At 41.5% G+C, this 13185-nt stretch carries 15 protein-coding genes; 9 read left to right on the top strand and 6 right to left on the bottom strand.

Features of this window, described 5'->3' with window-relative positions:
• Window positions 1-55: 55 nt before the first annotated feature.
• The 3 genes from HCR01_RS20180 to HCR01_RS20170 all read right to left on the bottom strand — a co-directional run bounded on the left by HCR01_RS20180 (window position 56) and on the right by HCR01_RS20170 (window position 2616).
• Window positions 56-745 (bottom strand): MAE_28990/MAE_18760 family HEPN-like nuclease, encoded by a 690-nt coding sequence (locus tag HCR01_RS20180; RefSeq protein ID WP_193197878.1) that lies wholly within the window; start codon window positions 743-745, stop codon window positions 56-58.
• A complete protein-coding gene (locus HCR01_RS20175; protein WP_193197877.1) occupies window positions 742-1818 on the bottom strand; it encodes a DUF262 domain-containing protein in 1077 nt (358 codons plus the stop codon). The genes HCR01_RS20180 and HCR01_RS20175 overlap by 4 nt, the downstream gene beginning before the upstream one ends.
• Before the next feature lie 207 nt (window positions 1819-2025).
• Window positions 2026-2616 carry a metalloregulator ArsR/SmtB family transcription factor gene (locus tag HCR01_RS20170; protein ID WP_193197876.1) on the bottom strand — a complete coding sequence of 197 codons (591 nt, stop codon included), beginning with the start codon at window positions 2614-2616 and terminating at the stop codon, window positions 2026-2028.
• A 172-nt stretch (window positions 2617-2788) separates the two neighbouring features.
• Here HCR01_RS20170 and HCR01_RS20165 point away from each other — a divergent pair, with 172 nt between their 5' ends.
• The gene (locus HCR01_RS20165; RefSeq protein ID WP_193197875.1) at window positions 2789-3007 is read left to right on the top strand and encodes a helix-turn-helix domain-containing protein; all 219 of its coding nucleotides are present in this window, start codon (window positions 2789-2791) and stop codon (window positions 3005-3007) included.
• A gap of 86 nt (window positions 3008-3093) precedes the next feature.
• Entirely contained in the window at window positions 3094-3243 is a 150-nt protein-coding gene (locus HCR01_RS38850; RefSeq protein ID WP_226889461.1) for a hypothetical protein, read from the top strand.
• Between the two features lie 279 nt (window positions 3244-3522).
• Here HCR01_RS38850 and HCR01_RS20160 read toward each other — a convergent pair whose 3' ends face one another.
• Window positions 3523-4809 carry a glutamyl-tRNA reductase gene (locus HCR01_RS20160; RefSeq protein ID WP_193197874.1) on the bottom strand — a complete coding sequence of 429 codons (1287 nt, stop codon included), beginning with the start codon at window positions 4807-4809 and terminating at the stop codon, window positions 3523-3525.
• 246 nt (window positions 4810-5055) lie between these two features.
• On the bottom strand, window positions 5056-6093 hold the full coding sequence (gene glpX / locus HCR01_RS20155; protein WP_162396951.1) for a class II fructose-bisphosphatase: 1038 nt from the start codon (window positions 6091-6093) through the stop codon (window positions 5056-5058).
• A gap of 333 nt (window positions 6094-6426) precedes the next feature.
• Here glpX and HCR01_RS20150 point away from each other — a divergent pair, with 333 nt between their 5' ends.
• From HCR01_RS20150 to HCR01_RS20135, 4 genes are all read left to right on the top strand, one after another.
• The gene (locus tag HCR01_RS20150) at window positions 6427-6999 is read left to right on the top strand and encodes a DUF981 family protein (protein ID WP_193197873.1); all 573 of its coding nucleotides are present in this window, start codon (window positions 6427-6429) and stop codon (window positions 6997-6999) included.
• 56 nt (window positions 7000-7055) lie between these two features.
• A complete protein-coding gene (grxC, locus tag HCR01_RS20145) occupies window positions 7056-7370 on the top strand; it encodes a glutaredoxin 3 (RefSeq protein WP_162396949.1) in 315 nt (104 codons plus the stop codon).
• Between the two features lie 260 nt (window positions 7371-7630).
• Window positions 7631-8116 (top strand): tRNA adenosine(34) deaminase TadA, encoded by a 486-nt coding sequence (tadA, locus tag HCR01_RS20140; protein ID WP_193197872.1) that lies wholly within the window; start codon window positions 7631-7633, stop codon window positions 8114-8116.
• A 111-nt stretch (window positions 8117-8227) separates the two neighbouring features.
• Entirely contained in the window at window positions 8228-8998 is a 771-nt protein-coding gene (locus tag HCR01_RS20135) for a lysophospholipid acyltransferase family protein (RefSeq protein ID WP_193197871.1), read from the top strand.
• Between the two features lie 63 nt (window positions 8999-9061).
• Here the strand turns inward: HCR01_RS20135 and HCR01_RS20130 are convergent, their stop codons facing one another.
• Window positions 9062-11164, bottom strand: coding sequence for a S8 family serine peptidase (locus tag HCR01_RS20130; RefSeq protein WP_193197870.1), 2103 nt, complete (start codon window positions 11162-11164; stop codon window positions 9062-9064).
• A gap of 173 nt (window positions 11165-11337) precedes the next feature.
• On the opposite strand from HCR01_RS20130, the gene HCR01_RS20125 reads away from it, so the two are divergent.
• The 3 genes from HCR01_RS20125 (at window position 11338) to grxD (ending at window position 12856) form a co-directional block, all read left to right on the top strand.
• On the top strand, window positions 11338-11958 hold the full coding sequence (locus HCR01_RS20125; protein WP_193197914.1) for a TrbC/VirB2 family protein: 621 nt from the start codon (window positions 11338-11340) through the stop codon (window positions 11956-11958).
• 220 nt (window positions 11959-12178) lie between these two features.
• On the top strand, window positions 12179-12436 hold the full coding sequence (locus HCR01_RS20120; RefSeq protein WP_162396946.1) for a BolA family protein: 258 nt from the start codon (window positions 12179-12181) through the stop codon (window positions 12434-12436).
• 96 nt (window positions 12437-12532) lie between these two features.
• Window positions 12533-12856, top strand: a complete 324-nt coding sequence (gene grxD / locus HCR01_RS20115) for a Grx4 family monothiol glutaredoxin (RefSeq protein ID WP_162396945.1) — start codon at window positions 12533-12535, stop codon at window positions 12854-12856.
• The last annotated feature ends 329 nt before the right edge of the window (window positions 12857-13185 follow it).

The following is a 13185-nucleotide window of genomic DNA, read 5'->3' as shown; positions in this document are numbered from 1 at the left end:
CATTTGCCAAGCCAGATATTTATATAATTAAAAATTAACTATAATACTATAATATTTATAATTTTTTTCTGTGTAAATATTCTTTGTTATTTAAATATATTTCAATATTTATTAATATTTGTTTTAAATACTTTAAAACTTTATTTTTTATTTCTAAAAGTTCTTCAGCGCTTTTATCTCGACCCACTTCTCCAAATGACTTGATACCATGCGCCAAATCATTTCTATTTGATTTAATAGTTAATAAATCATTACCATTTCCAGTTCTCGTTGGATCAGTTTTATGTGAAAAGCCGTATTCATCAGCTAGCTTTTTAATTAATTTTGCATCGATATTTCCAGAAAATAAATCCTGTTTATCAAAACCAGCAGCGATGATATCAAGGGAAATTGCTGTTATCGCCGAAAGTAATTTATCTGGATTACGCTTTTTTAAGTTACTCAAAACAACTTTTTTAAGTTCAACACTCACTTGATCAAAAGAAACTCCTTCTTTCCTAATATCATCAAATATTGCCTCAATAGCATTTCTCATAGTGGATTCAATCAAATTATATAACAGTAAGAATCCACTTGCCTTTAAAGTTTTTTCTAATTCAGTGTCAATTGTCCGTGTTTTTGTTTTTCCATCCATCCCTTCCATGATTAATTTAATATTTCCCTGTTCTAAATTTTTAAGAAAAATAAAATACTTGCTTACTTCTTTAGAACGTTTGTTAAAATCTTGAAGTAACGTACCTGTCATGATTTACCTAGTAGTTGATCACGCACATACTCAATACGTCGAATAACTTTAGTTCTAGAACTGCTAGCATCGTATTTGGTATATTCTTTAAATTCTTTTGAGTTGAGTAATTCTACTGAATTTAGTGTAATATTAACATTTCTTCTTAAGGCAAGAGAAATTCCCACAGAAAGAGATTCAAATTTAATTCGTGTTGTGGTTTTAGCATAATCTTTACCTTGTCGAAATCCTTGAGGAAAATATTGTTCTACAAAATCTAGCATTGATAGAAATTCCATCTGCATTTTTTCACTTTCTAAGGTTTTATCTTCATTGACTTCTTTTAGATATTCATCAAGAAATTCATTTATTTTGTTTGCATTGAAGTGTTTATATTTATTTAAAAATGCAAAAAACCGTAACACAAATTCTTGTGGCTCACGCCTATTGATAGCAGCATCAGTAAAAGAGCATAAATTACGAAATTTGTGGTTTTTCGAGAGTTCATCAATCAAATCAAGGAAAGAACCGCGCATTATACCTCTGCGCTTTTCCATCTCATTCAATTCAACACTACCTGTATTTATTCGTTCAAATATATCTCTTCGGACTTCCTCATCTGCATTTTCGGTTAGTTGTATCATCCTAAGACTAGTTCGGTTAAAGCGTCTTTGACGAGCAAGTGGTAAATCATCAAAAGTGAATTCATTTAATTTAGTTAGCTTCTTGAGTCCACTTAATTTGAATTTGTTATTAACAAAACGAGCTAAGGTACGGATGCGTTGTGAACCGTCTATGATTTCTAAACGTGCATTATCCTTTTCGTCATCAGATATATCAGCAACGAAGATATAAGGTATTGGCAATCCTAGAAGCACAGACTCAATAAACTTCGATTGTCTTGATTCATCCCAAGCCATTTCTCTCTGGTAGTCTGGTATAAACAACTCATTAGTGTCGTCATCCTTTCCCTTAATGTATTTCTGAACTAGTACTTCAACCGGATACTCTGTTGTATTGTAATTAACTTGCTGCTGCTTGCTCCGAATATCTGCCTCAGCAGCCTCTTTTTGGTCATCTGTAAATGTTGACATATTTTATACTTGTATTAGTATATATTGCTGTAATAATTAAGTACAGTAAAAAACGCAGCGATATGCGAAATTGTTCTTTTTGCATTTACCAGTCCCTAGATGCAGTCTGTGAGCTATAAACAGTAGATGCAACACTCACAGAATTCTTGCAGTGATCTGTCTTAAAAAGTAAATTAGATACACGAGAGTTTAATTCGTGGACTATTATCACACCTCTGTCATACGCCAGTAAACCCCATTCTCTCGCTGCATTAATTGGTAGCCAATTAACTCTCGTCGTAGAGTAGCGCAGTCAGGATGATAGCGCTTAAGAATGTCATTCACTGTGCGTTCTGGATACTGAATCCCAATCTCAAATTTGTTTGCTAACCACTTGAGAATCACTAAGCGTTTTTTGCGACTAGCAGGAATTTCTTTGAGGCGTTGAATGGAGTCCTTGTCGGAGACATCGCCCTCGAAATAGTTTTTCAAAACTTTGCTTTCCCACGCTTCAGTATCTACATCTTCAATCAAAGATGCAATTTGCTCTGGCGTGAAAATTTCCTTGCTGATGCTTTGCAAAGCTTCGCTGTCTAGTTGGTACAGGCGGCTATTACCTTCAGGGCGTATAGTTACTAAATTCAGCTCTTTGAGCCTTGCCAGATGATGAGATACCGTCGGTTCTTTGAGTTGCAGTAGCACCGCCAATTCTTCGACGCTGCATTCCTGATTCGCCAGGATACCTACAATTTTCAATCGGCTCTCGTCTGCCAAAGCTTTGAAAAATCGCAGCAGGGTCTTAAATTGTTCTTGCTTCATAATTTGTTATAATTGAATTCGATCTCAATCTAATTAGAAAGAAATCAAATTAGTCTTGCTGTGCTACTCTGAGACAGCTTTCCCTTGTCTAGAACAAAATTTGATTAATGTTAATTTTTAGGTTTTTTTCGTAAAAGATTGAGATTTCTTAACTTGTTCTTTACATTTTGCTATGATATATCCCTCATCAATTAGCAGCAGAAAAAGAGGGAGTACCCTCAGACAGGGAACTTCACTTGTAGAAGCAGCCAGATTCTTGGGTGTAGACCAAAGCACCTTGTACATGGCTGTACAAAAAGGACAAATTCCTATTAGTCGAAGCAATGGACGGACTGTAATTAGTCAAGGCGCTTTAATGGACTATCAAGCTAGAACAAGACCATTGTTATAAGCGATTCAAATTCCACTGATTAAAAACTCAAAATTTCATTACTGCTGAGTATATGGGGTGTGTGATGTATAGCTTGAAAAGTTTGGATGTCTTCTCTGCGAGAGGTTGCGCCAACGTCGGTTCGCCTTTGGCGTTCCCGCAGGGTAGTCGGCGCTCCACGCCAGTTCGCCCAAGCGACTGGCTCAACTTTTCGCTGTCTTGAAAAGTTTCTTAGGTTGGGAAAACCGCTTACATAACTTTTCGCTACGACGGGCTACGCTTACGCACTCACTACTGATATCTATAACTTGAGGATGTTAGCAAAATTTATCCCTCTCTCTTACTTGGTATTCGACCGTTGAGGAGGTTCAGTAGTGCTGAGTAATCTATATGCTCAGCACTATTTCAGTAAGTATTTAACTTTCACACACCACAAAACTTCTACTGTTAGGTGCAAAGCGAAATTAAAAGCACATACCCATAACAGCAACACAACTCAATTTTAAATTTTGAATTTATCCGAATCTCAAATTGATTTAACTAAACTGTTCCCCTGCATCTAAGTTAAACAACATTTGCAAGGTCTGCATACAGCGCCGTCTTGCCTCTACGTCTTGCTGCGATCGCAACTGTACCATTGGATCATGTAAAATTTTATTAACAATTCCCCTTGTTAAGGCTTCGATCACCTCTTGATGTTTGTCAGCAAATTCTGAACCCAATCTTGACAAAGCTTTTTCTAATTCTTGTTCGCGGATAGTTTCGATTTTATTCCGCAGACAGCTGATAGTAGTCACAGTTTCAAGAGAGCGCCACCAAATATCAAAGGCTTCCACTTCTTCATCTAAGAGTCGCTCTGCTTCTTGAGCCATCTTCCGGCGGCTTTCATAGTTTTGCGCTACTACCGCTTTTAAATCATCCACATTGAAGGCCTGTACATTTACCAGTTCATTCACATCCCCATGAACATTACGGGGTACAGAAATATCAAATAACATTAGAGAGCGCTGAGGTTCTAAAACCATTTCCAACTTGGCACGGTCAAGTATCGGTTCTGTTGCCGAAGTACTTGTAAACACTAAATCACTATCGGCAATCACGGTCATCATTTCCGATAGCAAATGAGTTTGGATCGGTTGGCCGGGGAAATGTTTCGCTAACTCCTGGGCACGTTCTTGAGAGCGATTTACAATACTAATTTGCACAGCACCTTTAGAAAGCAAGTGTTGCACCAATAACCGTGACATTTTACCAGCACCCAGAATTGCCACTCGACAAGCTGCTAAATTTGCCACTTTTATTTGTGCTAACTCTACAGCTGCCGAACTGATAGAGACTGCACCAGTGCCGATACTGGTTTCGGTGCGAACCCGTTTACCAGCTGTCAGCGCTTGTTTAAATAATCGATTCAGAATGGTTTTTATACCATTATATTGCTGTCCCAGTTTGTGAGTAGTTTTCACTTGGGCCAGAATTTGACCTTCTCCGAGTACCAGACTATCTAAGCCGGCTGCTACCCGCATGATATGCATCACTGCATCATCATGTAGCAACATAAACAAGTGTTGCCGCAGAGAAAGCACAGGTAATTTGCTGTGTTCCGAAAGAAACTGAGTAACTTCTCGGATACCTTGATCTGTTTCAGTGGTAACAATGTAAATTTCCAGCCGATTACAAGTGCTAAGGATTGCGACTTCTTCAATATGAGGATAGCTGGTTAAATGAGCGATCGCGCTTTCAGTTTGTGGTTCTGGAATGCTCAGCTTTTCCCGGACTTCAACTGGGGCTGTTTTATGGCTTAACCCCACCACTGCTATATTCATTTGCTAAATCGTAGTTACTAATTGGTAGTTGGGAATAAAGAATGGGTAACTCTGGGGCCCTCTGGGGATAAGGGGTAAGGGGGAATTATTATTTGTTGCTTAGAACAACAAACAACAATTAATCACTAACTAATAACTACTAACTACTGTACGGATGAAGCATTTAGATGACTATTTTTCAGTTTGATTGAAAGATTTCTTTCCAAATGCTTCGCCCCTACTTTTGCCATTCCCCGTCCCCAAGAATTAGTTCAGTTGGAGAGTCTTCGGTTCGCCAAACATGTGGATTGTATCGACAAATCGAGCAGTTTTTGACTGGTTGGAAATTACCAAGCTTTCAGTTCTTGCTCCACCCTTGAAGAAACGCACACCTTGCATTAGATTACCAGTGGTAATTCCGCTAGCAGCGAACAAAATAGTTTCGCCAGATGCCAATTCATGAGCATCATAGACCTTATCGGGGTCATTGATATTCATAGACTTTAGACGATCAATGTTGGCTTGTTTGCTTTCTCCAATCAGACCTGTTTTCACGACTTCTGGATCGTAAATCAGTTGACCTTGGAAGTGTCCACCCAAAGCACGCATTGCGGCTGCGGAGATTACACCTTCAGGAGCAGCACCGATACCCATCAACGCGTGGATATTAGTTCCGGCAAAACCACAGCTTATGGCTGCACCCACATCACCATCCGAAATTAGTTGTACTCTCGCTCCAGCCTCACGGATTTCTTTAATTAAATCATTGTGGCGATCGCGCTTCATTACCACGATCACAAGTTCTTCAATAGAGCGCTCTAGACACTCAGAAAGAATCTTGAGGTTTTCCGTTGCGGACTTGTTAATGTCTACCTTGCCCTTAGCTGCGGGGGGCGCTGCTAACTTTTTCATGTAAAAGTCAGGAGCAGCAAATAATCCACCTTTTTCAGAAATTGCCAAGACAGCCATCGAACCAGGTTGTCCATAAGCTACCAAGTTCGTACCTTCACAAGGGTCAACAGCGATGTCAATCTCGATTAATTCATCCGGGTTACAGAAGTTTTTGGCATCTGGTTGAGTACAGATACCGACTTCTTCCCCGATGTAAAGCATAGGGGCGTCATCGCGTTCGCCTTCTCCAATGACAATGCGACCGCGCATGTAAATTTTATTCATCCGCTCCCGCATGGCTTCTACTGCTACTTGGTCAGCAGTGTTTTTTTCGCCTTTACCCATCCACTTGGCGGATGCGATCGCTGCTTGTTCTACTACTTCAATAATCTCTAAACCAAGTGTATTTTCCACAGAGTCTGCCCCCTTAACTGCTTGTCTTCGCGTCTTTTTATCTGGCTATTTCAGTTTTCAAGTCTACCAAAGGGCGGATACACGTGGAGGAAAGTTAAGTTTTGCTGCTAACTGGTTAAAAAAGTGCCAGTTGCGACATCCTTTTCTTGCTCATCTTATTCCAGCATATAGCATGGTCAGTGCTGAGTTATGAGTTATGAGTGATGTTTTGGCTAAAAACATCACTTTGCTTCAGCGTTAAGTTTATCTATGGTTCTAGATAAGAGAATAAAGAAAGCTGGTAAGTTCAGTCAAAACATTAGACCAATCTAGAACGATATCAAGAGGTTAATCATGTTTATTGACTACATCACACTAATGTTGATCAATATGGTAGCCGGGTTAGTTTTACTGGCTGACTATGTGAATCGTGGAATAGATAGCCCTCATCAAAAACAATGGATTCCTGGATTTGGGATAACAGGTGCGATCGCATTAACAACTGGTTTGCACATGATCTTCACCTGGCCTGTTACTGGTAGCTTTAATATTACTTTCGGGGAAACCAGTGTTCTATTTGGGATTTTATTTGTTGCAGCAGCGATCGCCCTCTCCCAAAGTTGGGATTTGCTGACAATAGCAATTTACGCCTTTTTTGCTGGTCTGGTTGCGATCGTGCTAGGTATACGCATCATCAACTTAAGCTTGACAAGGCAACCACTTTTGTCAGGAATCGGTTTTATTCTCACTGGGTTAGGTGGTGTCTGCGCTGCACCAACTCTCTATTGGAAAACGAACCGAACTTGGCGGTTAATTGGTGCAGTTGTGCTGATAGTAGCCGCTCTAATTTGGGCATTCACTGGATATTTGGCTTACTGGAATCATCTAGAGAGTTTTGGTAAGTGGGTTCCAGCCCCAATGCGCTAACCAACGCCAGCAATGATCTAGGCTAGAGATAGTTAAAATCTCTTTTAAGAATAAATATGCTGGACTTTCTTAATCCCCTCCTAAATCGGCATCCAGAGCGCGTTAAAGCTAACGTAGAAATTTATACTTGGCAAACCTGTCCTTATTGCATCCGCGCTAAGCTACTGCTGTGGTGGAAAGGTGTAAACTTCACCGAATACAAAATTGACGGCGACGAAGCAGCCAGAGCTAAAATGGCAGAACGTGCTAACGGACGCCGTACTGTGCCACAGATTTTCATCAATCAGCAGCACATTGGTGGCTGTGATGACCTCTATCAGTTAGATACACAAGGACAACTCGACCCCATGTTAGCCCAAGCCGTTATTTAGACAATTAGCTCACTTTTGCAGGCTTGGTGATGTTAGCCCCAGACTCGATTTTTAGTCTGCGGGCTATTTGGTTGCCAAAATTCAGTTTGACCTTAAATTTATCGCAGTTCTCAATTGACTGCGATACACTCTCGCAAAGTCAGAATTCAAATACAACTCAGAGATTCAGAATATCTTTAACTCCTAACAGACGCAATTAATCGCGTCTCTACTCCTATCTCTTTTGTCAGTGTATTTACTCATCCGATAGCTATAAAAATATGTTAACTGAATACACAGAATATCTTATACATAAAAAATGGATGAGCCGCGCCCTAGAATTGGCACAAACAGCAGGTGATGCGGGTGAAGTTCCTGTTGGTGCTGTTATTATTAATTCAACTGGATATTTGCTAGCTGAAGGAGAAAACAGAAAAGAACGCGATAAAGACCCCACGGCTCATGCTGAAATTATCGCTATTAAGACAGCTGCTACAACTTTACAAAATTGGCGTCTTAATGAATGTACCCTCTATGTAACTTTAGAACCTTGCCCGATGTGTGCAGGCGCTATTGTACAGGCGCGTCTAAGATTGCTTGTATATGGAGTGGACGATCCAAAAACTGGTTCAATTCGTACAGTTACTAATATTCCTGACAGCGCCGCTTCTAATCACCGCCTACAGGTAATTGGAGGCATTCTAGAGTCAGCTTGTCGCCAGCAATTGCAAGCCTGGTTTGCTACTAGGAGGCATAAAAAAAGTTAAGGACAGCGGTAAAACTGTCCAGCTGGTACGACACAATTCATGCAAGAAAATCTACGGTGTAACTAATCAGGCTTTTCGTTAAATCTTACCCGTCAATCAGCTGCCACCGTCATGATGGAATTTCACTCTTCATCCGATATTTGTCAGTACACACCAGCGAAGACTCCAGAAAATTCTCAGGTGGCTCCTACTACCTCAAGGGTTTCTCCTTGGTTAAGTCCTCTGGCGTATTTACTGGGGCGTCACTGCCTACTACCATTATTCTTTGGCCGGATTAGCATAACCGGACAAAAAAATATTCCCACAAGTGGCCCTGTTATTCTCGCTCCTACCCATCGGGCGCGTTGGGATGCATTGCTCGTACCTTATGCTGCTGCTGATTGTGTGAGAGGAAAAGACTTGCGGTTTATGGTGACTATTACTGAATGCCAAGGATTGCAAGGCTGGTTTGTCCGACATTTGGGGGGATTCCCTGTAGATATTCAACACCCGTCAATCCGTACACTGCGACACGGAGTTGAGTTACTTCAGCAAAAAAAAGCCGTAGTGATTTTTCCAGAAGGCGGGATTTATCGTGATGGTAAAGTTCAGCCTTTGAAGCCGGGAATTGCTCGTCTTGCTTTAAGTGCTGAGTCTAGTCACCCAGGACTAGGAGTAAAAATTATACCCATCAGCATCAACTACAGTCAACCATGTCCTAATTGGGGTACAGATGTAAACATTCACATTGGCTCAGCAATAGAAGTAGCAGATTATGCCAATGGCTCTATCAAACAAAATGCTAAACACCTCACGGCTGATTTAGCAAAGGCGCTACAACAATTAAGCTATGAAGAATCAGAAATTACCAGCCATCCAACAGTGCTGAGTAATGAGTGCTGAGTGTTCTTTATTTGTTCTTTGTCATTAGCAAAGGATAAATGACTAATGACTGATGACTAATGACTAAATACCTAAAGTTAATTCCCAAGTATTTAGTTTCCCAACATCTTGTGGCACGTAATCGATTACCCACAATTGCCAGCTTCCGTTAGCTGGTAGGGATAATAGCTGCTTGAGGGCTGGGTGCGATCGCACTGTGTAAGTTGTTTGTAAACTAGTACGGCGTCCTAAAATACGACTTTGTAATAAGACTCGCCCATTATTGGGAGCAATTAAATAAATTTCTAAATCGCCTAAAAAATCGTGAGTGAGGCTAATTTTTACCTGAATATCTCTGACTGAGCCAGCTTCAGAAATTGCGATCGCACTTTTTACCCCTTGTCGGTTATTATCTGGAATCGCTACTTGGTTAAGATTGGCTCCCTGTACTTGTCTGCTAGTATTTGATGCGGCTGTACGCTGCTGCTGCGCTGCTTGTACTGCCCTAGCTGCATTCACTTTGCCATAACCAAACCACTGGCAATGACCATTACCATCATAAGTACCTTCACGTACACCCAGTTGCGGGTCAGGGTCAGGGTCAACAATTTTATCAGCGGTTTCTTGGAGAATACGTTTGACTTGTTGAGCGGTTAAGTCAGAGTTTGCTGACAAAACCAAAGCTGCCACGCCCGCAACTACAGGAGTAGCGCTGGAAGTACCGCCAAAGTTGTCGGTAAAGCTACTTGGATCGTAGCCCGCGGCTCCCAGTTGGTCGGTAGTGAACACACCTAAGCCAGAAAGCGAAGTGGCGATCGCAGGTTGTGTGTAAACAAAACCCGTTTCCTGAAATGATACTCCTGGTGGAGCATTATTACTAGGAGCACATACCGAAATATTAATGCCCCAATTGCTGTAAGCCGCTTTCTTATTCAAGCTAGTGGAGGCAGCAATAGCCATCACATCTGGATGTACCGTAAAACCACTTAGCCAGTTCGTATTACCTTGTAATATATTTTTTGGCCAATTCCGCTCATTTACAGTACCGTTAACTGGACGGTTGGCATTTCCAGCAGCAAATAAAATCACACAACCTTTGCCATTGCGCCCTTTGGTGGCGGCGCGGGTAATCGCAGCACGTTGACGCAAAGACAGAGGAAAATAAACAGCAGATGCTCCCCAACTGCAAGAAATGATACTAGCTCCCTTTTCGATTGCCCAGTTGAATATATCCTCAACTGATTGATCATCTAAAAACCCCGTGCTGCGAATCGGCATCAGCGCACAACCAGGGGCAACTCCTACAATTCCTGTACCATTTTCTTCAGCAAGCGCTATTCCCGCACAGGCTGTACCGTGACTAGTTTCCTGTTCATCAGGTAAGGGTAAAAAGTCATTTTCTTTTAAATCTCTAGGGGCAACTATTTTCCCATTACCTTGAAAATCTGGATGGTTCAAATCAAAAGAATCGTCCACCACAGCCACAATCACAGAACGTAAACCGCGAGTGATATCCCAAGCTTTTTCTACAGAAATATGGGAACCCGCTGCCAACTGTTTACCGCCGCCGTGGTTGAGATACCATTGCTGAGGATAGAGGGAATCGCGGGGTTGGTAATGGGTTTCACTTTGCACCAAAATGTTAGGCTCAGCAGCTAAAACTTCTGGAAGTCCTTGCAATTGGTTGGTGATTTTGATCGGGTTTTCTGTGGCTTGTTTGCTGACGAGAAACACGAAAGCATTTGGAAGGCCAAGAATTGGTTTTTCTTGGACTAAGCTAAATGTGCTAGCTATGACATTAATGCTGTCAGCGTTCACTGATGAGGCAAATTGAATTGTAATTTGGTCATTTAGATAAACGAAAGTCCCAGGATTCTCCTTGATTTTATAAACATGACTAGCAAAGGCAACATTTTCGGCAGCGCGTGCTTGGGACATGGCCACCTCTAACTGGTTTGGTGCAACTGTGAATAGTTCAAGCCGTGCTTGGGGAATACTGCGCTGCCAAACACCCCAACTAACCTGGGATAATTGTTGGGGAGGAAAATCGGTAGCCGGACGGACGGTGAAGCGGTCTAAGACTTTTTCTAAAATCAACTCTTCACCACCACGTTGTAAAACTACTCCCAAGCTGCTTGCTGGTACACCTATGGTTGGAAAATCGGAGGAATTGACGCGATCGCTCATAGAGAGGATTTTAGTTAATTAGTATACACAGGCGATGGGAACTCTATAAAACCAATTTTCAGTCTAAATCAGAGAAACTTAGGATGTGGCTTTGCTTTGTTCAAAACGAAAACAGAGGTAAGATACCCGAAGTTTCCATAGCTTTCTATATAGTTGTCACACTAATTGACCCCATGAACTTTGCTGCTGCCATTCCCTTTATGCGCTTCACTGCCTTATCAGTCATAGCAATCCTCAGCCTATTATCATCACCAGCCAATGCTCAGGTATCACAGCTACCAGGCACTACCGGACAACCGCAACCCATTGACCCCAACGCTCCCAATAACCTCCGTCCCACAACCCAAAATAACAGCCTTTTGAGCATTGAAGGAGGCGATCGCCTGATGAAAGATGCCGAACAAGCTGTTTCTACCCAAAACTATCCTTTAGCTGCTAAGAAACTCCAAGAAGCACGTCAGGTTTATAATCAGCTATCTAATTTCTATCAAGAGTTAAACTCAAGCTTTTCTGGAATTGACAATAGAGTTTCCGATTCCCAACGTCAAAAGGCCCTATCAACCGCCCAAAAGCGAGATGAAGCCACTTATCAGCTAGCATTGGTACATCGGGCGCAAAATCAACCGGAATTAGCCGTACCGTTGCTGATTCAAATTGTTAAGAGTCAAAACCCAACGCGGGATTTAGGCAAAAAAGCCTACCAACAATTGTTGGAGTTAGGTTTTGTTGATGCTCCCTATCCCAGACAAGGGGGTAGTTCATCTTCCTCAACCCCCCCCAAAAAAGCAAATTAAATTCCTGTTGGTTCTTTCTCCTCTCCCCCATCTTCCCAAACGTAGCTTTGGACTAACCCAATGCTAGGATAGGATTGTCCTCAACAAAGTCAACCCAGCGTTCTCAAAATATACGCTTTAAAAGCGCATTTCTCCTCAGCCTTGCCAAAACCTGAAGTTGGCAAAGGTATCTGCTCTATATCTGTTAATAATAGAAAAGTAAGTTTTTTCAGGAATTGCAATGATTAGCCCGCAACAGGTTGAGGCAATGATCAAGGCGGAACTGCCAGACGCACAAGTTCAGGTGCAAGACTTGACTGGTGGTGGTGATCACTATCAGGTGACAGTAGTTTCATCGCACTTTGCAGGTAAGGGGCTAGTGCAACAGCACCAGTTAGTTTATGGTGCGTTGGGTCAAGCTATGTCAACCGAAGCGATACATGCTTTGGCAGTAAAAACGTATACACCTGAAGCTTGGCAGGCAACAGCTGCTTCGTAAAATTAAGAGTTAAGAGTTATGAATTGTTAACTCCTCACTCCGCAACGCAGTGGCTCTACCGCACTCTATTAATGCAGAATAGGAAACAGAAAAATCATGACACCAGAACTCAAAGACAAAATTGACAACTTGTTACAACAAAATAAGATTATGGTTTTCATGAAGGGAAACAAGTTGATGCCCCAATGTGGATTCTCCAACAATGTTGTGCAGATTCTCAATACTTTGGGAGTTCCCTTCGAGACGGTTGACGTTCTATCCGACTCTGAAATTCGCCAGGGAATTAAAGAGTATTCCAACTGGCCGACAATTCCCCAAGTGTATATTGATGGTCAATTCGTTGGCGGTTCAGATATCTTGATTGAACTGTACCAAAAAGGCGAATTGCAGCAATTGGTAGAAGTAGCACTAGCTTCGTAAACCTCTTTTTGTCGCAAACTAGAACTTATGCTACCGACTTTGTTTGTTCTAGTTACAATCGCGTAAAACTATAGTTCTTTCATCGGGGTACAACAATGTTCCCCACCGCATATTATCTCCTTCCCAGTCTCCGGCTGGGAATACTTATTTAGAGGCTCCCGCCTCTAGCGCCAGTCCCAGTTATAATGTGCATCTGGAATTACCAGGTTTATCCCTAGAAAAGAGATTGTAGCTTATTACACAGTAGTGAACAGCCATTTTACTCCTAATCGGCATTGCATCCAAACAAATAAACTACGCCTCATCAAATTGCATGAATCGTAAAATTT

Origin of the sequence: Nostoc sp. MG11, assembly GCF_014904695.1 — a bacterium.
Classification (GTDB): domain Bacteria; phylum Cyanobacteriota; class Cyanobacteriia; order Cyanobacteriales; family Nostocaceae; genus Komarekiella.
This window is presented reverse-complemented; position numbering and strand designations above follow the sequence as displayed.